The 23931-nt window shown below is 37.5% G+C and carries 21 protein-coding genes, 2 tRNA genes, 2 other RNA genes and 3 pseudogenes; 24 read left to right on the top strand and 4 right to left on the bottom strand.

What is annotated here, in order from left to right:
• Positions 1-93: 93 nt before the first annotated feature.
• The 14 genes and pseudogenes from ACJ004_RS26875 to ACJ004_RS26810 all read left to right on the top strand — a co-directional run.
• Positions 94-435: a hypothetical protein gene (locus ACJ004_RS26875; RefSeq protein ID WP_410896155.1), complete on the top strand. Its 342-nt coding sequence runs from the start codon at positions 94-96 to the stop codon at positions 433-435.
• 639 nt (positions 436-1074) lie between these two features.
• Positions 1075-1503, top strand: a complete 429-nt coding sequence (locus ACJ004_RS26870) for a hypothetical protein (protein WP_410896154.1) — start codon at positions 1075-1077, stop codon at positions 1501-1503.
• Positions 1504-2108: 605 nt separating this feature from the next.
• Positions 2109-2921 carry a formate/nitrite transporter family protein gene (locus ACJ004_RS26865; protein WP_410896153.1) on the top strand — a complete coding sequence of 271 codons (813 nt, stop codon included), beginning with the start codon at positions 2109-2111 and terminating at the stop codon, positions 2919-2921.
• A gap of 66 nt (positions 2922-2987) precedes the next feature.
• Positions 2988-5960, top strand: a complete 2973-nt coding sequence (gene fdhF, locus ACJ004_RS26860) for a formate dehydrogenase subunit alpha (RefSeq protein WP_410896152.1) — start codon at positions 2988-2990, stop codon at positions 5958-5960.
• A complete protein-coding gene (locus ACJ004_RS26855) occupies positions 5960-6439 on the top strand; it encodes a helical membrane plugin domain-containing protein (RefSeq protein WP_410896151.1) in 480 nt (159 codons plus the stop codon). Before fdhF ends, ACJ004_RS26855 begins: the two co-directional genes overlap by 1 nt.
• Positions 6440-6533: 94 nt before the next feature.
• Positions 6534-6890 carry a Na-translocating system protein MpsC family protein gene (locus tag ACJ004_RS26850; protein ID WP_410896150.1) on the top strand — a complete coding sequence of 119 codons (357 nt, stop codon included), beginning with the start codon at positions 6534-6536 and terminating at the stop codon, positions 6888-6890.
• Positions 6891-6906: 16 nt separating this feature from the next.
• On the top strand, positions 6907-7722 hold the full coding sequence (gene fdhD / locus ACJ004_RS26845) for a formate dehydrogenase accessory sulfurtransferase FdhD (RefSeq protein WP_410896149.1): 816 nt from the start codon (positions 6907-6909) through the stop codon (positions 7720-7722).
• Between the two features lie 218 nt (positions 7723-7940).
• A tRNA-Ser gene (locus tag ACJ004_RS26840) sits at positions 7941-8031 on the top strand.
• A gap of 9 nt (positions 8032-8040) precedes the next feature.
• Positions 8041-8403, top strand: a transfer-messenger RNA (tmRNA) gene (gene ssrA / locus ACJ004_RS26835).
• A 209-nt stretch (positions 8404-8612) separates the two neighbouring features.
• Positions 8613-8684, top strand: a tRNA-Asn gene (locus ACJ004_RS26830).
• An RNA gene (gene ffs / locus ACJ004_RS26825) (signal recognition particle sRNA small type) lies at positions 8684-8769 on the top strand. Before ACJ004_RS26830 ends, ffs begins: the two co-directional genes overlap by 1 nt.
• Before the next feature lie 490 nt (positions 8770-9259).
• Positions 9260-9751 (top strand): CDP-diacylglycerol--serine O-phosphatidyltransferase, encoded by a 492-nt coding sequence (gene pssA / locus ACJ004_RS26820; RefSeq protein ID WP_410896148.1) that lies wholly within the window; start codon positions 9260-9262, stop codon positions 9749-9751.
• A 208-nt stretch (positions 9752-9959) separates the two neighbouring features.
• A complete protein-coding gene (locus ACJ004_RS26815; protein ID WP_410896147.1) occupies positions 9960-11252 on the top strand; it encodes a VTT domain-containing protein in 1293 nt (430 codons plus the stop codon).
• Positions 11253-11282: 30 nt separating this feature from the next.
• Positions 11283-11527 (top strand): annotated as a pseudogene (locus ACJ004_RS26810) (response regulator); the annotation flags it as partial.
• Positions 11528-11778: 251 nt separating this feature from the next.
• Here the strand turns inward: ACJ004_RS26810 and ACJ004_RS26805 are convergent.
• Positions 11779-12275: pseudogene (locus tag ACJ004_RS26805) on the bottom strand (acyl-CoA thioesterase).
• A gap of 150 nt (positions 12276-12425) precedes the next feature.
• Between ACJ004_RS26805 and ACJ004_RS26800 the strand changes: the two are divergent.
• Positions 12426-13238: a protein phosphatase 2C domain-containing protein gene (locus ACJ004_RS26800; protein WP_410896146.1), complete on the top strand. Its 813-nt coding sequence runs from the start codon at positions 12426-12428 to the stop codon at positions 13236-13238.
• Between the two features lie 15 nt (positions 13239-13253).
• Entirely contained in the window at positions 13254-13751 is a 498-nt protein-coding gene (locus ACJ004_RS26795) for a peptidoglycan recognition protein family protein (protein ID WP_410896145.1), read from the top strand.
• 182 nt (positions 13752-13933) lie between these two features.
• Here ACJ004_RS26795 and ACJ004_RS26790 read toward each other — a convergent pair whose 3' ends face one another.
• Both ACJ004_RS26790 and ACJ004_RS26785 read right to left on the bottom strand, forming a co-directional pair.
• Positions 13934-14551 carry an NUDIX hydrolase gene (locus tag ACJ004_RS26790; RefSeq protein ID WP_410896144.1) on the bottom strand — a complete coding sequence of 206 codons (618 nt, stop codon included), beginning with the start codon at positions 14549-14551 and terminating at the stop codon, positions 13934-13936.
• 170 nt (positions 14552-14721) lie between these two features.
• Complete coding sequence (locus ACJ004_RS26785; RefSeq protein ID WP_410896143.1) at positions 14722-15120, bottom strand: nuclear transport factor 2 family protein; 399 nt, start codon at positions 15118-15120, stop codon at positions 14722-14724.
• A 316-nt stretch (positions 15121-15436) separates the two neighbouring features.
• On the opposite strand from ACJ004_RS26785, the gene ACJ004_RS26780 reads away from it, so the two are divergent.
• The 3 genes from ACJ004_RS26780 to ACJ004_RS26770 all read left to right on the top strand — a co-directional run bounded on the left by ACJ004_RS26780 (position 15437) and on the right by ACJ004_RS26770 (position 17531).
• Positions 15437-16546 carry an FtsZ/tubulin family protein gene (locus tag ACJ004_RS26780; RefSeq protein WP_410896142.1) on the top strand — a complete coding sequence of 370 codons (1110 nt, stop codon included), beginning with the start codon at positions 15437-15439 and terminating at the stop codon, positions 16544-16546.
• Positions 16547-17087: 541 nt separating this feature from the next.
• A complete protein-coding gene (locus tag ACJ004_RS26775) occupies positions 17088-17222 on the top strand; it encodes a BA3454 family stress response protein (protein ID WP_410896141.1) in 135 nt (44 codons plus the stop codon).
• 150 nt (positions 17223-17372) lie between these two features.
• Positions 17373-17531 carry a hypothetical protein gene (locus ACJ004_RS26770; RefSeq protein WP_307407416.1) on the top strand — a complete coding sequence of 53 codons (159 nt, stop codon included), beginning with the start codon at positions 17373-17375 and terminating at the stop codon, positions 17529-17531.
• A gap of 88 nt (positions 17532-17619) precedes the next feature.
• On the opposite strand, the pseudogene ACJ004_RS26765 reads toward ACJ004_RS26770, so the two are convergent.
• Positions 17620-17834: pseudogene (locus ACJ004_RS26765) on the bottom strand (DUF2690 domain-containing protein); the annotation flags it as partial.
• Positions 17835-18138: 304 nt separating this feature from the next.
• Between ACJ004_RS26765 and ACJ004_RS26760 the strand changes: the two are divergent.
• The 5 genes from ACJ004_RS26760 to ACJ004_RS26740 all read left to right on the top strand — a co-directional run bounded on the left by ACJ004_RS26760 (position 18139) and on the right by ACJ004_RS26740 (position 23746).
• Entirely contained in the window at positions 18139-18357 is a 219-nt protein-coding gene (locus ACJ004_RS26760; protein ID WP_410896140.1) for a DnaD domain protein, read from the top strand.
• Positions 18357-19619, top strand: a complete 1263-nt coding sequence (locus ACJ004_RS26755; protein ID WP_410896139.1) for a DnaB-like helicase C-terminal domain-containing protein — start codon at positions 18357-18359, stop codon at positions 19617-19619. The genes ACJ004_RS26760 and ACJ004_RS26755 overlap by 1 nt, the downstream gene beginning before the upstream one ends.
• Before the next feature lie 42 nt (positions 19620-19661).
• The gene (locus ACJ004_RS26750; RefSeq protein WP_410896138.1) at positions 19662-20096 is read left to right on the top strand and encodes a hypothetical protein; all 435 of its coding nucleotides are present in this window, start codon (positions 19662-19664) and stop codon (positions 20094-20096) included.
• A gap of 116 nt (positions 20097-20212) precedes the next feature.
• Positions 20213-22144, top strand: coding sequence for a fructose-1,6-bisphosphatase (locus tag ACJ004_RS26745; protein ID WP_410896137.1), 1932 nt, complete (start codon positions 20213-20215; stop codon positions 22142-22144).
• A gap of 234 nt (positions 22145-22378) precedes the next feature.
• Positions 22379-23746, top strand: a complete 1368-nt coding sequence (locus ACJ004_RS26740) for a dipeptidase (protein ID WP_410896136.1) — start codon at positions 22379-22381, stop codon at positions 23744-23746.
• Positions 23747-23931: the final 185 nt, after the last annotated feature.

Here is a 23931-nt window from a genome sequence, read left to right as displayed (position 1 = left end):
CTGACATATATACGGTAAAAAATTGTTAAATGACAAATTTTTTATTGGACGTGACAGGTATTGGCCAATTTGTTATAATAAAAATAAGAAAATATGTTCGGTAATAAGTTAAATGATATAAATCAAAATCATTATAAAACTGGGGGAGTTCAAATAGAAGAGAACTTTAATCTAATCCTCAATGAATTACAAAAAATCAACACTCGACTTGAAAATTTAGAAACAGGTCAAAAGCATTTAGTAGAAGGTCAAATTAAAATGCATTTAGATGTGATTGAAGTAAAAAACGGACAAGAAAAACTACAAAAGAATTTGGTACAAAGTTTAGGTGATTACACAGAAAAAATGATTCAATATACGGATGATAAAACGTCTGCCTTAAACAAACGGATTTTTCGTGTTGAAACAGAAATTGAAAAAATACTAAGACAATAACTTTTTCTGCATTACTCATTATTCCTTACCAATAATATTATTTATCATAAAAATAATCCATCCTGAGTTGCATAGGAAAAGAAGGGTCAGTCCCCCGGTGCATTAAACCTTAAATGAGCCTGGGGACTGACCCTATTATAGTAATCTTATATTCGCCTTTTTTTGTCTATTCTTTTTTTAATCTTCGGGCCTTTTTGGCGGCCTCTTTTAAGATGACCTCAATTTGGGCGTTCACGTTTCTTATTCCATCTTCCGTCCATTTTTCCAGAAAAAATAAAAGAATAAACCAGTTACAAGTTAATCAATTATTCTTTTGGTAAAGCTGCTTCGGCAGCTTTACTATTTTTAACAAAACATTGCAGGTTAGTATAGGAAGGAATAATTCAAGCTAAAGTAAAATATTTATAAAAAACTAAAGTATGTTGGTACATTTAGTGTCCCTGTAAAGCTTCTAGAAATTAAAATTAATATCTCCTAATTCAAAATTAATGGCGCTGATTAATGGTAACGAAAAATCAAAATTGATCCAATGGGTTTCTAGTTATAAAGGATCTCTGGAATTCTATCTAAAATTAATAGCAAATATGACGATGTCTTAAAAAAGGTCCTTTAAATATAAAATGAAGAGTATTTTCATTGATGAAGCGCAGGACTATAGTTATTTCCAATTTGTTGCACTTTAAAGAAGGTTTTGAAACAGAATTGTTTACGATTGTTGGAGATTTAGCGCAAAGGATTCATTCCTATCGAGGGTTAAACAGTTGGGAACCATTTTTAAAGGATATTTTCCCAAATGCAAATTATCAAGCTTTACAAAAGAGTTATCGAACGACGGTAGAGATTATGCATTTAGCAAATGAAATTCTTTCTATCATGGATAAAGACTTGCCAAAAGTAGAACCAGTCATTCGACATGGGGACAAACCACGTTTTACGAAAATCGACCCTGCCAAGCTGGAACAGGTAAAAGAGATAATTGAACATGATATTTATATACTCAAAGAGGAAGAGCTTAACTCTATTGCGATAAAATGTTGGAAAATAGCAATCTTCCAATACAGCTATTAGAAGAAAAAGAAGATATGAAAAAGCGATGCATAGGTTGTATTTATACGGGAGTGCGCCATCGGAATTAATATTAAATCGAGCTACATCCGCCCATTTTGATATGGAGTGAAATAATAAATGAATAAAGTGCCTGGCACTTTATTTCATTTACATTTTAACTAGAGGTTAAATCCTCGAGAAATTGTTGGAAATTAGGATGAGAGATAATAAATATTATTTTCATAATAATTCCTTTTTCCCAATGAAAAAAGCAAAAAAAATTCGTAAAATGTTCACAAATCTATCATTACATGATAATATTAGAAAGGTTTATAGAGTATGGAAAGTTCATTGATGTAAGTTAATAAAAATTGACTGTACATCCTGTACTTCCATAGTGTCATTAGCGGGAAGGATTGCTAGTATGAGAAAATGCTCAGCTGTCAGCCCACTGTAAAACGGTACATGCATTGCATGGAACCGATTTATAGTGGGCTTTTTTGCGTTTTGATTCGTTTAGCAATCCATCTAACGTACTAATTTTAAAAGCAGTGGGCAAAGAGGCCGGCTAGTGTCCCATTGACTTAACAAAAGGCCATTAAATTCAACGAACTGGAGGGAAAAATATGGCGTTTCATAGTTCGCAGCGTATTGCTGAATTAGCAGTTGATGCGGGTGCGAAAAAGGCATCAATGCGGTCTGAACATGCACTATTATTAGGATTCTTAGGTGGAGCCTTTATTGCACTTGGATTTTTATTAGATATTCGAGTCATTGCCAATTTACCGAAGGAATGGGGTACCTTTAGCTCACTATTAGGTGGGGCGGTTTTCCCGGTAGGACTAATGTTAATCATTATTGCAGGCGGTGAATTGTTAACAGGAAATATGATGGCGCTTCCGATTGCCGTTCTGGCAAAGCGCGCTACGCTAGGACAACTGGTGAGAAATTGGCTCCTAGTATTAGTCAGTAACTTTATTGGGGCCATCTTCGTCGCTTATTTCTTTGGTCATATACTTGGATTAACGGAAACAGGTCCATTCCTAACCAAAACCGTTGCCATCGCAGAAGCTAAAATGGACGAAACATTTATTCAAAACGTGATTTCCGCGGTCGGCTGTAACTGGCTTGTTTGTTTAGGCGTTTGGCTGGCATATGGTGCAGATGATATCGGTGGAAAAATACTTGCTATTTGGTTCCCGATTATGGGGTTTGTAGCTATCGGGTTTCAGCACGTTGTTGCCAATATGTTTGTCATTCCTGCAGCGATCTTCGCGGGACACTTCTCATGGGCAGATTATTTCGCTAATTTTGTCCCGGTAGCAATCGGAAATGCAATTGGCGGCGGTGTTTTTGTAGCTTTTATCTATTGGATGGTTCATAAGGAATCGCTTCAATCACAATCTGAAGCAAAATCCAGTATTAAGAAAGCTAGTTAACAACTAGTAAGAACTATTTTAGAAGTTTGATAGATTTCTCTGTTTTTTAACTAAGGAGGACTTACAGTGAATGAAAAAGTGAATGTTCTTATAAACGGAACAGCACACGAAGTAGAAAAAGGAACTCGTATTTTAGATTATTTACTAAAACAGGAAATGGAGCATCCGCACATATGCTATTCTGAGGTTCTTGGACCGGTACAGAGCTGTGATACGTGTATGTGTGAAGTAAACGGCAGCATTATGCGTGCATGTTCCACTGTGATCGAAAACGGCATGGACATTTTGACTTCATCTGAGCTTGCAAAGAATGCTCAAGAGGAAGCAATGGACCGTATCCTAGAAAACCATCTATTATACTGTACCGTTTGTGACAATAACAATGGCAATTGTCGTGTACATAATACGGCAGAAATGATGGGAGTAGAGCACCAAACACGCCCACATCGTTCTAAGGGCTATAAAGTAGATATGTCTCACCCGTTTTATCGCTACGATCCTGATCAATGTATTTTGTGCGGCCGTTGTGTGGAAACTTGTCAGGATCTTCAAGTGAATGAAACGTTAACCATCAACTGGGAAAGCGGGCAGCCGCGTGTATTATGGGACGGAGGAAAAAGCATTAACGAATCCTCATGCGTTTCCTGCGGTCAATGTGTGTCCGTATGTCCTTGTAACGCATTAATGGAAAAATCCATGCTTGGAAATGCAGGATTTATGACAGGTATTTCCGATGACTTGCTTACACCCATGATTGATATCGTCAAAGCGGTAGAGCCTGATTATCAAACAATCATGGCCGTTTCAGAAGTAGAAGCAGCTATGCGTGAAACTCGTATTGAGAAAACAAAAACCGTTTGTACGTTCTGCGGTGTAGGCTGTTCCTTTGAAGTCTGGACAAAAGACCGTGAAATTCTTAAAATTGAACCATCTGAAAACGCTCCTGTCAACAATGTTTCCACCTGTGTAAAAGGTAAATTTGGATGGGATTTTGTAAATTCAAAAGAACGAATTACCACACCTTTAATCCGTAAAGGTGATTTGTTTGTAGAAGCAAGCTGGGACGAGGCACTCTCTCTTGTAGCAGAGAAGCTCGGTGGTATCAAAGAAACCTACGGCAGCGATGCGCTTGGATTTATTTCGTCATCTAAAATTACGAACGAGGAAAACTACCTGATCCAAAAGATGGCTCGTCAAGTGTTTGGAACCAATAATGTGGACAACTGCTCTCGTTATTGCCAGTCACCTGCTTCATGGGGATTACAGCAAACCGGAGGAATTGGCGGCGACTCTGGAACGATTCAGGATATCGCGGGGGCAGGGCTTGTTATCCTCGTGGGATGCGCGCCTGCAGAAGGACATCCTGTACTTGCGACACGTATTAAGCGAGCGCAAAAACTTCACGGCCAAAAATTAATTACCGTTGACGTGCGCAGACACGAAATGGGTGACCGTGCAGACTTGTTTGTTCGTCCAAAACAAGGAACGGACTATGTTTGGCTTTCCGCTATTACGAAGTATATCATTGACCAAGGCTGGCATGATGTGAAATTTATCACAGAACATGTCAACCACTATGATGAGTTTTTGAAAATGATGGAGCCTTATAGTCTTGAAAAGGCAGAAAAGATTACAGGTATTGCCAAAGAAACATTAATTCAAATGGCAGAAATGATCCGTGACGCGAATGGAACAGCGATTTGCTGGGGAATGGGTGTAACGCAAAATATCGCAGGATCACACACATCCGTTGCGATTGCCAACCTGCTTCTTACAACAGGCAACATGATGCGGCCAAACGCGGGTGCTTACCCATTACGCGGACATAATAATGTACAAGGTGCTGCTGATATGGGAACAATGCCAAATATCTTCCCAGGATATCAATCAATAACAAATGTTGAAATCCGTGAAAAATTTGAAAAGGCTTATGGGGAGGAAATCCCTGCAAATCCTGGACTTGACAATATCGAAATGCTCGGAGCTGTGGATAGAGACGAGATGAAGGCGATGTATATCGCTGGGGAAGATATGGCATGGGTCGATGCTGACTCGAATCATACCCAGGCTATGCTTGAGAAGTTAGATTTCCTTGTCGTACAAGAAATCTTCTTAACAACAACCGCCCAATTTGCAGATGTTATTTTGCCAGGTACTCCTTCTCTTGAAAAAGATGGAACGTTTACAAATACCGAGCGCCGCGTGCAGCGCTTGTACCAAGCATTACAGCCTATAGGCGATAGTAAACCGGACTGGTGGATTCTTACACAGCTAGCTAAAAAGCTGGGATATGATTGGAATTATACTCATCCAAGTGAGATTTTTGACGAAATGGCAAGCTTAACACCTTTCTTCAGCCAGTGTAACTATGATGTTCTCGAAGGGTGGAATAGTTTCCACTGGGGATCTCTTGATGGATCGAACACGCCACTGCTTTTCCAAGATGGCTTTAATTTCCCAGATAAAAAAGCACGGTTCGGTTTGTTTGATTATGTACCGCCTATGGAGTTCCCGGAAGAATTCGATCTTTCATTAGATAATGGACGTCTGTTGGAGCACTTCCATGAAGGAAACTTAACACAGAAATCTGAGGGACTTAACTACAAATTCCCAAAAGTTTTCGTGGAGGTTTCTCCGGAACTTGCCCAAAAGCGCGGCGTAAAGGACGGTTCACTTGTACGTCTTGTATCACCCTATGGAGCAATTAAGCTGCCAGTTCTTGTAACAGATCGTGTGACAGGAAAAACGGTATATGTACCAATGCACTCCTCCAGCCATGAAAGTGCGGTTAACCTGCTTACAGGAGGGGCAGTTGATGTCGTGACACATACACCAGCTTACAAACAGGCGAAAGTACGGATGGAAGTCCTTGAACTGGACGGAGAAAATCCGCTTCCAAAGTACAATCCGCGTAATGCGACACGGACACCTCAAATGGGACTTGAAATCTACCGCAAATGGGAACGAGGGGATTACGTTCCGATTGCAAGTGTAAACGAGCATGTAGAACCTGGTTCCTATGACAGGAGGAATGCGTAATGGCAAAGCCAATTCAGACCATTCAAAGACCAGAACAGACAGAGGAACAAAAGAAAATACAATCCTTGGAGAATCTTCTCTCCGGGGTTGCAGAAAATAAGGATTCGCTGCTCGAGACCTTGAATCTGCTGCAGGAACTACACGACAGTGGGATCATGGATGCTTTAGGAAGTCTTTTAAAATCAAAAGAGAAAGCAGCAAAAATTGCTGTCGGTCAACTTACTCGCCAACCTGTCACAAACATGATTAATAATGCGATGGCCGCAGGCGGTATACTGACTGAACTGGACCCGGAGACAACGAGTAAGCTCGCAAAAAGCCTAACGACCGGATTACAAAAGGCTGAACAGGGATTAAAAGACGATACCAAGATTGGGCTCTTTGACTTAATGAAGGCCCTAAAGGATCCTGATATTAATCGTGTATTAGGATTTGGATTTAATCTGTTAAAAGGCATGGGTGAAGGCCTAAAAGAGTAATTTGAAATACAAAATGCAAACCCATTCGTTTTAGTAATGAATCGGTTTCCACTTTAGAATCAAACTAAGTGATATGGATAGGGAGGGACAGTGAGTGCCAAAGAATCTGGAGCATCAATTTAGTATGCTTGTTCGCGAAATTAGAAAAGAATATGTCGGAAATGGTCCTAAGGAAATCACCACAAAATTTATCGGTTCTTGGGCGATCAGTGAAATGAAAGGTAACCTGACAAATGTAGAGAAGTTTATGATTACTTCCGAACATGGCGAACAGATGGTACATGAAACGAGAACGAGATTTGTAAAAGAAATATATAAAAAGCCTGAGGTCCTTTTACGGTTTGAAAACTTGATGGGTTCAAAAGTAGTACGGTTATTTTCCGATATTAATATTAAAGAAGATATTGCAATGACTGTATTCGTTTTTGACCAGCCGATTGAGGGAAAGTAACTAGGAGTGAAAAAGTATGGATCAGCCAATGAAAATGGAAAGCAATATATGGCGTTATGAGGACGGTGCCATACAAAGAGTAACGGATACCATCGTCACTGAATATCCGATTACCATTGTTCTTAATGAGCAAGAATTCGCTACACTTGTTTGCAGCCCTGAGCATATAGAAGAATTAGTAGTTGGCTTTTTGGCCTCAGAAGGGATCATAAGAAGCTATACAGAAATTAAAGAGCTTACAATTATAGAAGCGACTGGCCGTGCAATTGTAAATACGCATAAGGTCAACAAACTAAGCGAATTGTTCCATTCTAAACGAGTAGTAACATCCTGCTGTGGGAAAAGCCGGCAAAGTTTTTATTTTTATAATGATGCGAGAACCGTTAAACCAATGGAAAACGTAGATGCGAAGATTTCCATTGACCAATGCTTTCATTTGATGCGACTTATGCAGGAGTCGTCCGTTATCTTCCAGGATACAGGTGGAGTACACAATGCAGCCCTTTGTGACAGGAACGGCATCATCGTAGACAGAACGGACATAGGACGACACAATGCACTGGATAAAATTTATGGTTATTGCTTGCAGAATTCTATATCCCTTCCAGATAAAATTATCGTATTTAGTGGTCGTATATCCTCAGAGGTATTACTAAAAGTAGCTAAAATAGGATGTGGCATTGTGCTATCAAAATCTGCCCCAACCGAATTGTCCCTCAGGCTGGCAGAAGAGCTTAATATAACGACCGTTGGTTTTCTCCGCAATCATTCTTTAAACATCTATACAAGACCTGAACGTATTGAGATTCAGGGTGTGCAATCATTTACGTAAAAAAGTGCCGTTTCAGCCATTGAAGCGGCATTTTTTTATCAAAATAATGTATATTTTGTGTGAGGACTCGGCAAAATGTGCTAGAAGTTAACCATAAAGTTCTAATGATATAACTAGGTCTTTTGAACTACCGAAATTTACAGCTATCATCCATTTTGCAGACATGATATATTTCTCTTGTAAGTTCTTAAGCGGACATACGCGTAAGTTTTCATTACAGAGAAGTACTCAAGAGGCTGAAGAGGCGCCCCTGCTAAGGGTGTAGGTCGGGTAACCGGCGCGAGGGTTCAAATCCCTTCTTCTCTGCCATAATATTATGGGAATGTCTTGGTATCGACAGGGATAGTTTGAACTTATATGGCGAGTCGAGGGAATCGTCCTCGTAAAAACGATAAAGCCTAATAACTGGCAAACAAAACAACAACTTCGCTTTCGCTGCCTAATAACAGTCGTTAGCGGTTCCTTCCTCCATCGTCCATGTGGTAGGGTAAGGGACTCATTACAAGTGGACTACGCCGAATTCCACCGTCTGAGGATGAAGGAAGAGACTAACCAGACTAGCTGCTTCAATGTCTGTCAGTGGGCTAACGAAGTAAGTGAAATGAATTCTACTGACTACACTCGTAGATGTATAAGTGCCAATATCTTTGCACACGGGTTCAACTCCCGTCATTTCCACTAAAACCAACCAAAACATCTTAAATTAGATTCATCATCCGATTATTATGTATATAGGAAGTTAGAATTTTTCCGCAGTAGCTCAGTGGTAGAGACGAGCATAGCATCATGAAAAAGCTGCGAGTTGTACACGCCGAGCTGCTTCTTGCGGTACTTACTGAGGCGGGGACATGGTTGTAATATGACTAAGTTTAGGTAACACATTTAATTAATCCGTAGTAGCTCATGGGTAGATCTATCGGCTGTTAACCGATCGGTCGTAGGTTCGAGTCCTACCTGCGGAGTTATAGTCCAACAAAAACACTAGGAAACTGGTCAGGGCGGGAACGCAGCAGCCATAACTAGTGAAATTGTGTGGGCTATTACATAGGACGAAACAAAAACACGCTAAATTTTTTCCAACATACCTTGAAAAATTTATGTTTTAACACATAAGGTACCATCTATATTTGTCGATGGTTCCTGACACCCTTAAAGTCACATTCAATTATAAAGTGTACCCGTTGTAAAGGACATTTTAAAAAAAGGTTAGGCGCTGTGAAGAAGATGATTTCTGTATTGTACAGGAGTCATCTTTTTTAAATTCCACGGTAGCGATAATAAGTTTTTTATTTTGAATCTTAAGGCAAATGATTTACTGAGTGGCTTATGTATTTAATGCAGTGTGGGGCATAGGGATTGTTTTTCCTTTGAATCTCCCGCTTTTTAAATTTGGTTAAAATCAATATCAAAAAATAAGAAATTTTGCAGGGAGAACAAAATTTTTTTCATTCTATATCATGTCTTTTTAATAATAGGGAAGAATAAACAGAAAATGCTACTTTAGTGCAGATGATTTGTCATCGTCAGGGGGGCTACCTTGTTCAATCAGATAGTAAAAGCTGTACCCAATTTATTTACAATTGGAAATTTATTGTGCGGTGTTCTTTCAATTACTTTTAATATGAGTGGCTTTTTAGAAATAGCCTCCATTTTTATTTTCTTTTCGGCTGTTTTAGATCTTCTTGACGGAAGGGTTGCGAGAAAATTAAAAGTGAACAGTGAATTTGGCGTAGAATTGGATTCCTTAGCTGATATTGTTAGTTTCGGAGTTGCTCCAGCACTTTTATTTCATTCGTTAGCAGCACCATCCATTTTAACTTCTTTGGCGTTTATCCTTTTCCCAACAATGGGGGCAATAAGATTAGCTAAGTTTAGTGTTAAACCAACCATTGGGTATTTTAAAGGATTACCTATTCCAGCTGCTGGATTGCCCTTGGCTGGTATGGGATTCTTTTTATATAGCAATGCATGGATTACCTTAATCCTCGCTCTGTTGATGGTAAGTCCAATTAAGGTTAAAAAACTTTAATTTTAATATCCATTGTAAAAAAGCTGGTAACCTTTTCGAAATAAGGGATTAGCTTTTTTATTTTATCCATAACCTTTTTGTTCTCTTAAAACCAGATTTAGAATTCATTAATATGGAAAATGAATTCATTTATCGTGCTACATTGTATGTAGAACTAAATTTGAATTAATTTTAGTGTTTCTTTTTATAAATATTGGAGGCATATTTTATGTCACATTTAATCACTTTATTTGAACAGCACAGTTATCTGATTCTATTTACAGGAATCTTACTAGAGCTTTTGGCCCTACCTATTTCAGGCGAATTTTTAATGAGCTACGCTGGTTATTTTGTATTTCAGGGTAAAATGAATTACACTTTGGCTCTCCTGACAGTCTTTGTTTCGGGCGGTGCGGGAATTACTGCAACTTATTGGATAGGTAGGGTAGGAGGATATAATCTAATTGAAAAATACGGAAAATATATCCACTTGGGACCAGAAAGATATGAAAAAACCGCCGCTTGGTTTGAACAATCTGGCAGCAAACTGTTGGTCTTTGCTTATTTCATTCCAGGGATTAGGCATTTCACTGGTTATATTTCGGGTATTTCAAGAATGCCTTTTCGAAAATTCATTATTCCTGCTTATACAGGTTCATTTTTATGGGGATTTTGTTTTATTACCCTAGGAAAAGTATTGGGACCTCGTTGGGAAGCCTTACATCAAGCTGCTAGTAAATATTTCATTATATTTATTATTGTTTTTGTCATATTGTTGGCAGGTTTTTTGGCCTATTGGTTTTATAAGAATCAAATCAAGGACTTTTTTATTCGTTTCATACAACGATTGTTGAATCATCTAAAAACCATTAGAAAAATAGAGAGCTTTCTTATTTTTCTTACTTTAGTGTTAATCGGTATGGTGACCTTGATGCTAGGAATGGCTCAAGACTATTTATATGATGAGTTTAGTCAATTTAATGAAATAGCTGAATATATGGTTAAGATTGCAATTTATATGAGTTGGATGAAAGTATTTCTAGTATTCCAATCTCCGTATACCCTGTGTGCAATTATTGGGATAACCATCATCCGTATTTGGAGAAAAGGAAAGAACAGACTGCTTGAGTACCTTTTACTCATCGTTTCGATTTTAGGAGCGAGGCTGTTTCATGAATCTATCATGCAGATTTTTTCCTATCTTCAATCAATAGGGTTTGTAGGAAAATTTCATTCAGATAATTTTCCTGATATAAGCTCCACTTTAACAATCATAATTTATGGAACATGTTTATTTTTACTTGTCCGTCATCCAAAAACCACTATAACGCCACTAATGAGCCTTTTATTTACTTTAGTCTTATTAATAGGGTTAACCATAGCAAATGTTGCATCGACCGATTTACTTCCAAGTGATATTGTGGGTGGTTATGTATATGGCTTTGTATGGATATTTTTTAACTTCTTGTTGTTTGAGATGCTACGGCTTGTTTTGGAAAAGCATAATGTTGAGAATGATTAATGCTTTAATGGTAGAAGGGGCGAATATGTAGTGAAAACACATATTTTAGTAATCGAAGATGAGACTCAAATTGCTCGTGTCTTAAAAGTGGAATTGGAGTTTGAGGGTTTTGAAGTAACAGTAGAACATGATGGTAAAGCAGGATTAGAATCTGCCTTACATTCCGAAATCGATTTAATTTTATTAGATGTTATGTTGCCTGGGTTAAGTGGAATCGAGGTACTTAGAAGATTAAGAAAGGAAAACCGTAATACTCTGTGATTCTTTTAACAGCTTAGGGAGATATTAAATTTAAATCCATGGTTATTATTAATGAGATTGTTTTTAGAAATCGTTTCTTAGTCATTTATAAATGAACTAGGTTGGTTAAAAAGTATGCTCAGAGCTTTATATGCCCTGAGCGTTTTTCTGTACCATAAATGATACTTATTAGCCTGTTAATAAAAGTGCAAATTCTGTTGGGGTTTCAATTGCTAATTGCCATTTTGTACTTCAAAACCGAACGCGCAAAAGGTAAATTGTATTGTTATTTCCGGCCAAACGTATGGGCGAGATGCTTGCTTTGTTCTCTTCGGAGCTTTCGGGCAATGGATCGTTCTTCTCCAGTATTAAATAAATAGTGCTCCTCTTCCGTTTCGGGATAGACAGATGGGACTGGGGCCGGATGCCCTTCTTCATCTAACGAGACAAAGGTTAAAACGATGTCGCCGCCACTCGGCTTTCCCCTGTAAATAAGTTGTCTGCTGTCACTCTTACAAACACTTCCATTGAGGTTTTCCCGGTCCAAGTGACAAACGCTTCTAATGTGACTGCATCCTGAAGGGTGATTGGATGCAAAAAATCGACTGAATCTGTGCTTGCGGTCACTGTAGGTTTTCTGCAGTGTTTGATCGCTGCAATGCCAGCAACGCGGTCAATTCGGCTCATCAGAGCACCTCCGAAAAGAGTCTGGTGCGGGTTTGTGTCATTTGGCAGGACGCCGTCGGTTTGAATGGTTCTCGATTCACTGCAAGATTTTTTCATGGATATATGTTCCTACTTTCACTGATTGTGTTTTTTTTATCATACCAGAAATTGAATTAGTAACCATAAAATTCTCATTAAATCATATAATGTCTTTATATAATTAATCGATTTTCTGTTAATTTTGATAAAAAAGAAGGTGGACAACCAATGAAAGTTGAGTCTTTTTTAAGTGCTGCCCCTCATAAAAGTGTAAGTGAAGATTCAATCGTATTAAATGAAAAGGTAAATGTATATGGGGTTTTTGATGGGGCAACTCCATTAATGCCATTCAAAGATGAAAACGGAATGAACGGTGCCTATTTAGCATCTAATATATTTAAAGATTATTTCTTAAGACTCTACCAAAGTAACTTATCATTAGTTGAAGGAATCATGGCTGCTAATAGAATGTTAAGAGAACACATGGAAAAATACAAGGTGAATCAGGAAAAATATGAAAATCTTTGGTCAACATGTGCTGCAATTATAAAGATTGAAAAAGATGGAAGGATTTCTTATGCTCAACTTGGTGATTGTATGATCATTGCTGAGTATCAAAACGGAACCATAAAAGCCTTAACAAGGGATACTGTAAAAAATATAAGTTATAGAGCGAAAGCATGGCGTGAAGAACAAAGAAAGCAAGGAATTAAAATTCCAGATGAGGAGAATTATCAGGATCGTACTCAACAGCTTATCTTTAATCGTTCATTAGCTAATAAGGAGTATGGTTACACTGTAGCTAATGGAAAAAAAGAAGTTTTACATTTTATTCAGCATGGTCAAGTAAATCGCAGTGAAATCAAAACATTATTAATGATAACAGATGGCCTTTTTCATCCAAACGATTCAATGGAAGAAACATTTAGAAAGATACATACAATCGGTTTACAAGTATATTCTATGGAATTAGAACAATATGAGAAAAGGAATAATCTTCGTTCTGATGATAAGACGGGGATCATGATTAAGCTTTTGTGATGAGGAGAGGTCTACATGAAAGTAGAACCGGGATGGATTAAAGATATTAATTTATCGTTTAAAGAACCGCTTATTGCTCTAAAAGAAGTCATGTACATCATTGTACATCATACAGAGGAAATAGGTTGGGATATTAATAAGACGCATAGGTTTCATCAGGATCATCGTCGATGGAGTGGAATAGGATACAATTTTTTTATTGAGGAAAATGGTGAAATCATTAGAGGAAGAGGATACCATGTTGGAGCACACGCCTATTCATATAATGAAAAATCAATAGGTATTTGTTTAGCTGGTAATTTTGATCTTCATACTCCATCACTAGAGCAGCTAAAATCATTGAGTAAATTATGCATTTTTCTATTACATCAATTTAATTTATCAACTACTCACATTCTGGGACATCGTGAATTAAAAGGGGTCACAAAAAGTTGTCCAGGTAAAAACTTTAATATGGGCCAATTCAGAGAATCTATTAAGATGCAATGGCCAAATTATAAAGATAAAGAGTGAAGTTAATATAAGACAAATTATAAAGTTCCTAGAAAAAAATGAGCATAAATTTTTTTGTGTAAAGATTCGGGGCTGTAAAGAAAATAGAAAATCAAAACCAAGATGTATTTTGAGAATTTCAAATATATCTTGGTCTTAAACATTTACTGATTAAAAAAAGGAAGTACCTTTATGAATTAAACTTAATCAAAATAAACGGCTTCATGGGGATTTTTTAGGTATTTAAAAGCCATCTCAATTTGTGTTTTAGTATTCCGAGCTGTTGACAGAGGAGGCAGTTCGTTTTCAGCAAAGAACTTCACTTCACTTGTTTCAATTCCTATTGCTGGCTGCCCGCCAATTATTTCACATTGAATAAATATTTTATAAACATGAAAAGCAGAAGGAGGATGTGGGTGGCACTTTTTATCGGTTACAGCTAATACTTTGATCGGTTTCACATTAAATCCCGATTCTTCTTTTACTTCCTTAACAGCGACTTCACTTGGGGTATGTCCAATGTCAGCCCAGCCGCCAGGTAATGCCCAGTTACCATCGGTATTTTCCTTGACCATTAGTATTTTATCATCTTTAAAGACTACTGCCCTAATATCAACCTTAGGAGTTGCATAACCAGTTTCACCTGCAAATAAATCTTTGATTACAGGCCTGTCCATATCTGTGTATTGTGCTAAAATGTCAACGCTTATATTTCTTATTAATTCAAATCTCTCCAAGTCATAAACATCTTTTGAATACGTTAATCCCGCCTGCGCAATGGATTGAAGTTGTTTCGCCCAATCCAGCCATTTAGGTTCCAATATCATCATCTCCAGCTAGTCTAATAATACTTACTATTATTATATATATTGATCAAGCAAAAATTTGTTACACTCCTGTACTAACAAGATTCTAAAAAAATATCAGCGAATGGTACTCTCCAGTAACAAAAAGGATAAACGTGTTTTAGCAGCACATCTATTTAACTAAGTTAGAACATGCCGTTTTCATTAGGGGAATCCTCTGGGATGCGTTGTCCTATATCCCACAATTCAACGATTTGGTTATCTTGAAAACGAAAGATATGTACAACAGCCCCACCAAGATCTTCTGGATTCTGCTTCACATGAGAATGTACCGCAACGGTATCTCTCTCTTGAATCGCAAGTTTAACCTCAAGTACCTTGTGAGGATTTAGAGCTGCATTCTCTTCCATCGCGAGCATAAGCGAATTTGCATCTCCACGAAAATAGGGATTATGGTGACAAAAGTCAGGACCAATGTAAGTATGGTATGCTTCTCGAACTTTCCCTGATGCCACGAGCTGTAGAAAAGACACTGCTTTCTCTTTGAGTGAGACGTTCGATGAAAACTGTTGTTCCGTACTCATTTCAATCATCCTTTCGTATCAAGAATAATTATAAACTTACAGAAATTGCACCTAGTTTCATATGTTCTTCTCCTAATTAAGAAATATAGGAAAAAAACTTTATTTAATTTAACTATAAATCAGTACTGTGAAATTCACAACATTTACCAATGTGAATCCTAACCATTTGATAAAATCACCTTTATGGATTCCATTTATTATGGAATGTGGATGGCAAAACCAATGTTTTTCTCCATCTTTTCATTCATTTTTAAAATGAAAAAGTCTAAATTCTTAAAACTTGAGTATTATCATATTAAGATAAGGAGGCGATTTGGTGAAATCAATTGGTATCTTGGGTGTAGGGCAAGCAGGCGGTAATATTGCTGAGATAGCAACAACTTTGGGCTTTCAAACTGCCTTGATCAACACGAACCAACGTGATGGGGTAGTAAACACGAGGGTGGAAAAGAAGTATTTTGTTCCTGGTTATAATGGTGCTGGTCAAGATAGATCAATAGGATTAAGAGCTTTTCAAGAAAATTATCGAGAGATCATTGACTTTATAAAGGAGTCCTTTAAGAACATAAAGCTTTTATTGGTCGCATTCTCTACCGATGGTGGTACTGGATCTGGTATGAGCCCTCTAATAATTGAGCTGTTATTAGACCAACTGCCTGGCATCAACATTGGTGCTATTGCTATTTTACCTGAACGAAACGTGTTAGCAGGTAACCGAATCAATGCTTCTGAATGCATTGAAGAGATTTCCAAAATCAAAGCTATCTCTTCTGTATTCCTTGTAGACAATGATCAGATGCGTAAGATTAACCCACAATCTAGCAAACATCAGATCTACCTTTCTTCTAATCAAAAAGTCATGGAGGCAATAAATAATGTACTGCGAATAACACAAAAGAGTTCTTTTTATGGTAACTTTGATGAGTCAGACCTAATGAATATTCTTAACACAAGAGGAGTAACGATCATATCTTCTGCCACGATCACAGACGCTAAGACAACGTCTGACGCATCTAGAGAAATTCACCAATCATGGGTTCACTCCATATTCTGTCCTGTTGAATCAACAGGCGTCATTCGAGCTGGTTTAATCTATGAAGGACCAGAGAATTTGTCTAAGCTAATTCATGTACCATCTATCTTTGAAAGTATTGGAGAACCTTTACAATTATTCGAAGGGACCTATTTCTCAGAAACCGACCCGACTATAACAACAATTCTAGCGGGCTTTTCCTTCCCTACCCGCCGCCTACAATCACTAGAGGATTCCCTTGAAAAGAACAAAGATCGTTTACAAAACCTAGTCAACAAGGAACTTAGTCAGAGGTATGAGTCTCGAGTATCTTGGGCATCCAACCTAAAGGCTAATAAACCTGAAAAACAGCCAGGATCAGTAGCTTCCAAGGTATCTAAGAATCAGAAATAAGGAACATTCGTGCTAGTATTCACGTAGTGAAGAATAGCAAAAATAAACACACTGGATGTTTCAGTGTGTTTTTCATTTATGATTCTTGAACTATAGGGTGCGTAAGTTTAATAAAAAGTAAGAAATCCATCTTATCAAAGGTGGTTTTTTTACTTTGGGGAAATTTAGTTTGAAGGATTAAAACAAAAAGGTAATTTAAGATCGGTATAAGGAGCCGGCATTTTTTAGTATTAATATTTCGACATTTTTCTGCAATCTAAGAAGTGTAACAAAATACACAAGAGATTAGAATCATAAAAAGTTTGTTGATTTTATTGACTTTGCCAGTCATTACCGTTGCTAGTGAGGATATAAATTTTTGTTAAGTTGAGAATTTGTCAAATCTTGACCTTTTTTTTAGCTTTAATCATTTTCATTTTATTTGTAAAATAAAGAAAAGTTAAAAAACATTTATAGGCATAACAAAATGAAATTGGTTTATTAGAAGTGGAATAAACAAAAAGTGGGAATTATTAGAATTATATAAAGGAGATAGAATAAAATGTACAAATATACAATCTATGTACCACATAAAGGTAAAGTTTATCAAACCAACGTAATAGCTACCAAAAACCAAACAGAAGAAGAAGTTTATCGTATAGCAAAAGAACAAGTTCTGAAACAATGGGCAAATTAAATACGGGATCCTGGGATTAAAGGAATGGAACTTCCACTTGAAGAATAGATTTTGGTTAGCTTCCTTTACTTGAATATCCATCTGCCAATAGCGGCTTTTATGAAGAATATTAATTATATATAAATTATAATAAGAGGAGTTAGTGGGTTTATGAAGAATACTGATAACCTTACTATAGAGGAGTTGGAAAGACGTATTGCTCATTTTGAGGATCGTCTTACGGATTTTATTATTACCGAGGAACAAAGAGAGTTAATCAAAGAAAGGTTAAGGGAACTAAAGAACGCTAAAGAGCGCAAGGCTTCCTAAACTTTTTAAATAAAATAATACATATAAATTAAAGAGCATTATCTGTTTTAAGATAGATGCTCTTTAACGTGTTTCTTTCTATTTTTTATTATTTTTCTTTATCCAGCAAATATTGTGGACAATCTGTTACTGCTTTCTTATAGGATTCACTATTGGAGATCGCGTGTATTCCCTGAGCTTGTGCTTTGCGTGGGTCTAAGTCATATACTAATGGTGTATAACATAAGGATTGCCCATTGTTAACGACCCCACTTCCTCCTGAGCTATACACGTATAGGCATTGCCATCTATGTTCCGAACGATTTCTAGCGTAATTACCATTACTCAAAAACCGGTGACGATCGCTAATATCGTTACGGTTTTTTTTCTTTTATTTTGTCCCACTCTAAGGGAACTTTTCATCTTCTAATAATGAAGTAATTTTATAAAAATACAAAAGGACTCCCTGTGGGGGAGTCCTCATGCAGTAGTAACCTCTCAAATATAGAAAAGTTATTAATAATAATACAATCAGTTGTATTAAAATACAATGTTATTTTTTACTTCATTCCATATTTACAACAAAATAGTCCGTAAATACATAGCAGCTTTGATCAAATTATAAGCAATGAATATTGCTTGTGCGAATAACAAGCGAAGGCTGAGCTATGTGGTTGGGATACTGAAAAACTGGGAAAATGAATCTTTACTAACCGTAGAAGAAATTGATTCCTATCATGAGAACCAAAAGTCAGCACCAAAGCATAGGCAATCAACCGAATCGATTCCTACCGGAAGAGCTATTCCAAGTGGTTTTGAACTTGACCTTACGGCAGGTGAAGAGTGATGAGTATTGCGGAAAAAGCGTTCTTAGGAAGCTTGATGAAGGCGGAGTACTTACTCAAGGATACCGTAATCCAACCTGAACAGCTGGAAAGTACACGGCATAAAGAAATAATGCGAAGACTGGTGGAGTTAAACCGGTCGGGTAAGAATGTTGATTTGATCACATTGACGACCTTACCAGACCTCGATTCCATAGGTGGAATGTCTTACCTATCGGAGCTGTTATCGCATGCGGATCTGGAGAAATTTGACGCTACGGAGAAGCTCATTCTTGATCTGTGGAAGGAACGGGAAAAGAGAAATATCTTGACGGCTGCAGCCATGAATGATTGGGAGATTGCTAAAGTCATTGCCGAATTGGATAAAATTAATCAAGTGAAGATGGAGGATCACACGTCCTTACAACAAGCGTTAACAGATATCTATGAGGCACCTTGGGAAGATCAAGTCACGGTGAAAAGTGCCACAACGGGCATCAAAAAGCTGGACGAAGTGACGGGAGGCTTTCAGAATGGCGAAGTGACGATTCTCGCCGCAAGACCATCGATGGGAAAAACCGATGTGATGCTTCACTTTGCCAAAATGACGGGTTGGGCAGGGTTTCTGCCACTCGTATTTTCCTTGGAAATGCCTGAAAGGCTGATAACCACACGATTAATAGCTTCGACAGGGGCCTTTAACCGGGCAAAAATGCGGGATCCAAAAAGAATGCTTAATGAAAATCAAAAGAATAAATGGTCGGACGTAATTGGTGATCTCTCTGAAACCCATATGCAAATTTTTGATGGGGCGGGACAAACGATTGCCGAAATGAGAGCGAAGACGCGTAAAATGATGAATCAATTTCCGTCCAAGAAACCGATCCTTTTTATAGATTACTTAACATTGATCCATTCCAGTCAATTTTACGGAGGGAATTCCCATCAACAAGTAACGGAAATATCCAAATCCCTTAAAACGATGGCGAAGGATTTTAATTGCCCCGTCATTTGTTTGGCGCAGTTAAATCGCTCGGTGGAATCCAGAGCCATTAAACGGCCGATGATGTCTGATATTCGGGAATCGGGTAGTGTCGAACAGGACGCCGATGTCATTTTGTTCTTATATCGTGTGTCGTATTATGACAAGGAAACGGACAATCTTTCCCTTGAAATAATTATCTCGAAAAACAGAAATGGTCCAGTTGGAAGCATCGCTGTAAATTACAACGAGCATACAGGGAAAATTGAAGATCAGAAGGAATCGAGTCCTACCGTTGTATAACCTCTATATTGAAGAAAAAATCATATTTCGAGGTGTGATTACATGATTGTGAAAGATCTTTACATGGATTGTTTCCGTTATGAAGAATCGGCATTGGCCCATTACATCTACCATTTACTAGCAGAGAATAAAATTTCATTAGAAGACGACATGGACAAAATAGACCTAGAACAAGCGGACCATCAGAAAGTAAAGGAATTGATTCAAAACAATGTATTAGGTCTTCATAAACTGGGAATCTACTCACTGAAGATGAGCCAGAAGGATTTTGTCTTTATCTTTGCAGCCAGCCAGCAAGAAGCCATCCAATTCTATACAAAAACATATCATCAAACACCATTGAACTGTCACGATTATTCGCTAGATTACCAGCTCGCTAGAGGAAATGATGTGATTTCGTTTCGGGACATGAGGAAGGAATTCATGAGTTTTCCAGCTATTGCGGGATATTTTAAGAGGGGAGGTGAAAAATTCTAGTCGGGTCCTGTTGTGGTATAATGATATAAAATATATTCTATTTATCCCTTATAATATCATTAATGAATTATGTTAATAAGAGTAACGCAGTCAATTCTGGAAGGGGTTACATACCATTGAACACAAAATATCTAGATTTATTGGCCCAAAAATATGACAGTGCAGAAAAAGTAGTAACAGAAATTATTAATCTCGAAGCCATCCTAAATCTACCAAAGGGGACTGAACATTTTGTCAGTGATTTACATGGTGAGTACCAAGCCTTTCAACATGTATTAAGAAATGGTTCAGGGAATGTAAAAGAGAAAATCAATGACCTGTTTCAACATTGCTTATCTGAAGACCAAAGGAATGAATTTGCAACCTTAATTTATTACCCAGAGGAAAAACTGAAGTTAATAAAAAGCCATTTTGGTAATGAACTAGAGTTAAACCAATGGTATACAGATATCATTGAGCGTATGATTAAGCTCATTTCTTATGCCTCCTCCAAATACACACGCTCTAAGTTACGCAAAGCATTGCCGAAACAGTTTGTGTATATCATTGAAGAACTACTCTACAAACAAGATGATTCCACAAATAAGGACGAATATTATACAAAAATTGTCCAGCAGATTATCTCCTTAGCTCAGGCTGATAAATTGATTATAGGCCTTGCCTATACTACACAAAGATTAGTGGTCGACCATCTTCATGTAGTAGGAGATATTTACGACCGTGGACCCGAGCCCGATAAAATTATGGAAACACTAATTGGTTACCATTCGGTTGATATTCAATGGGGAAACCACGATGTCCTCTGGTTAGGTGCCTTTGCTGGATCAAAGGTATGTTTGGCAAATATTATTCGTATTTGTGCGAGATACGACAATTTGGATATTATTGAAGACGTGTATGGAATCAATTTAAGACCATTACTTAATCTAGCGGAAAAGTACTATGAAGATAATCCAGCTTTTAGACCTAAGATCCATTCTGGTAAAAGTCTATCTGATCATGAACAACTGCAAATAACGAAAATTCATCAAGCAATCGCAATAATTCAATTTAAACTGGAAATCCCGATCATCAAGAGGCGCCCGTATTTTAATATGTCAGAAAGGCGGTTACTTGAGAAAATTGATTATGAAAAGAACGAAATAACAATACATGGGAAAACCTACCCTCTAGTAAATAGTTGCTTTGCTACCGTTAATCCAATGCAGCCCGATCAATTATTAGAAGAAGAAAAACAAGTGATAGAAAAATTGTTATTTTCCGTTCAGCATTCCGAAAAGCTGGCTAGGCATATGAAATTTCTAATGAAAAAAGGCAGCCTTTATTTAAAATATAACGGTAACTTGTTAATTCATGGTTGCATTCCTTTAGATGAAGAAGGAAATATGGAAAAAATGACGATTGAGAATAAAACGTATGCAGGCCGTGAATTACTGGATACGTTTGAATATAATTTACGACATTCTTTTGAACACCCGGAAATAACAGATGACCTTGCAACAGATATGGTTTGGTATTTGTGGACGGGAGAATACTCATCTCTCTTTGGAAAAAGAGAGATGACCACCTTTGAAAGGTACTTTATTAAGGATAAGGAAGCGCATAAGGAGGGAAAGAACCCGTACTATTATTTACGTGAGCAGGAAGAAATTTGCAAAAATATCTTGGCTGAATTTGATCTCGACCCTGAGCAAGGCCATATTATAAACGGCCATACTCCAGTGAAAGAAATTGAGGGTGAGAATCCGATCAAAGCAAATGGAAGAATGATTGTCATCGATGGCGGGTTCTCAAAACCATATCAATCTGTCACAGGTATAGCAGGATACACTTTACTATATAATTCCTACGGTATGCAATTGGTGGCTCATAAACATTTTCATTCAAAAGAAGATGTATTATGTGACGGAACGGATGTATTATCTGTAAAAAGATTAGTGGATAAAGAACTGGTGAGAAAAAAGGTAAGAGAAACGAATATTGGTAAAGAACTATTACAGGAAATTTCAATATTGAATAGTTTGAGGGAATATCGATATATGAATTAACGTTCAATAAACATAGGGTTTTCTTTGATGGATCTCATAAGAGGGATCATGAGGGCATCATCTTAAAACTAGATGCTGCCCTAACATATGAATACATATAGAATTTTTTAAGAAAGATATACTATATATTTTTTTATGTGACGTGACAGGTATTGGCCAAGTTGTATTACTTGAAGCTAATCATGTCTTTATATATAAAATAAGAATAGGAAATAAACTAGAAAAGGTGAGTACATGAGTCAATTATCCGAGTTATTATCCAATCAACATAATCAAAATGTCGAGGAATTAAAAGAATTGCTCCGAATTCCAAGCATCAGTTCCTTATCGGAGCATAAAGAGGACATTCAAAAAGCAGCTTCATGGATTGCCAATAAATTAGAAAGCATTGGAATGGAACATGTTGAAATCGTCCAGACAAAAGGGCATCCGATTATCTATGCGGACTGGCTTCATCAGGAAAATGCCCCAACAGTATTAGTGTACGGCCATTATGACGTTCAGCCCGTTGACCCTCTTCATTTATGGGAAACGCCTCCGTTTGAACCAACGATCCGTGATGAAAAGATCTTTGCCAGAGGGGCAACCGACGACAAAGGGCAGACGTTCTTACATATCAAAGCAGTCGAAACACTATTGAAATTAGAAGGTAAATTACCAGTAAACGTTAAATTTTGCATCGAAGGAGAAGAAGAAATCGGAAGTCCTCATCTTCCGCCATACTTATCCGAAAATAAAGAAAAATTATCCTGTGATGTGGTCGTTATTTCCGATTCTGATATGTGGGACAGAGGAGTCCCTGCCATCACCTATTCTTTAAGAGGTCTGTGTGCACTGGAATTTTCGCTAAAAACCGCTAATTCGGATTTGCACTCGGGCATGTTCGGCGGGGGAGTCCAGAACGCGAACCATTTATTGGTACAGCTGCTTTCGACCCTTCATGATGCAAACGGAAAAGTAAATGTGGACCATTTTTATGATGATGTTGTAGAGCTTACAGATTTTGAAAAGGAACAAATTAAAGCGTTAGGATTTGATGAAGAAAAGCTAAAAAAATCATTAGGGTTAACAGATTTAACTGGAGGTGAAAACAATTTCCCATACCCTGAAAAAATCAGTTCCCGGCCAACATTAGAAATAAATGGATTATGGGGAGGATTTCAGGGAGAAGGAACAAAAACAGTCATCCCGAGCGAGGCTCATGCTAAAATCACCTGCCGTCTAGTCCACAATCAAAACCCTGAAAAGATTCAGGAATTAGTCAAAAAGCATTTGGAGGAACATGCACCAAAGGGATGTACGGTGAAAGTGTCTCTTGGCGATACAGGAAATCCATTCTTAACCCCAATCGACAGTCCGATGATCCAAAAAGCGGCCGAAGCGTATGAAACCGTTTATGGGAAATCGCCGGTTTACAAAAGAGAAGGCGGTTCCATTCCGATTGTATCGGATTTCAGCCAATCATTAAATGTGCCTGTTGTCTTAATGGGATTCGGTTTGCCAGATGAAAATCTTCATGCTCCAAACGAACACTTTAACTTAGAAAACTTTGATAAAGGGATCTTAACCATTTGTTCCTTTTTAGAACTTCTTAAAAAGTAAAAATTGAAGTTCACTATACAAATTCTTTTTTAACAAATGAAAACATTGTTGACACTTTTAACAATTAAATGGACTTGACTGTTCACAGAGCCCGTGGACGAAGAAAAAAAGACAAAAGGGTCACTCTGAAAGGTTCACAGAGCCCGTGGACGAAGAAAAAAAGACAAAAGGGGCACTCTGGAAGG

The sequence above is a fragment of the Neobacillus sp. 204 genome (genome assembly GCF_046562815.1).
Lineage (GTDB): Bacteria > Bacillota > Bacilli > Bacillales > Cytobacillaceae > Neobacillus.
The sequence above is the reverse complement of the archived record's forward strand: the minus strand, read 5'-3'. Positions and strand labels throughout refer to the sequence as shown.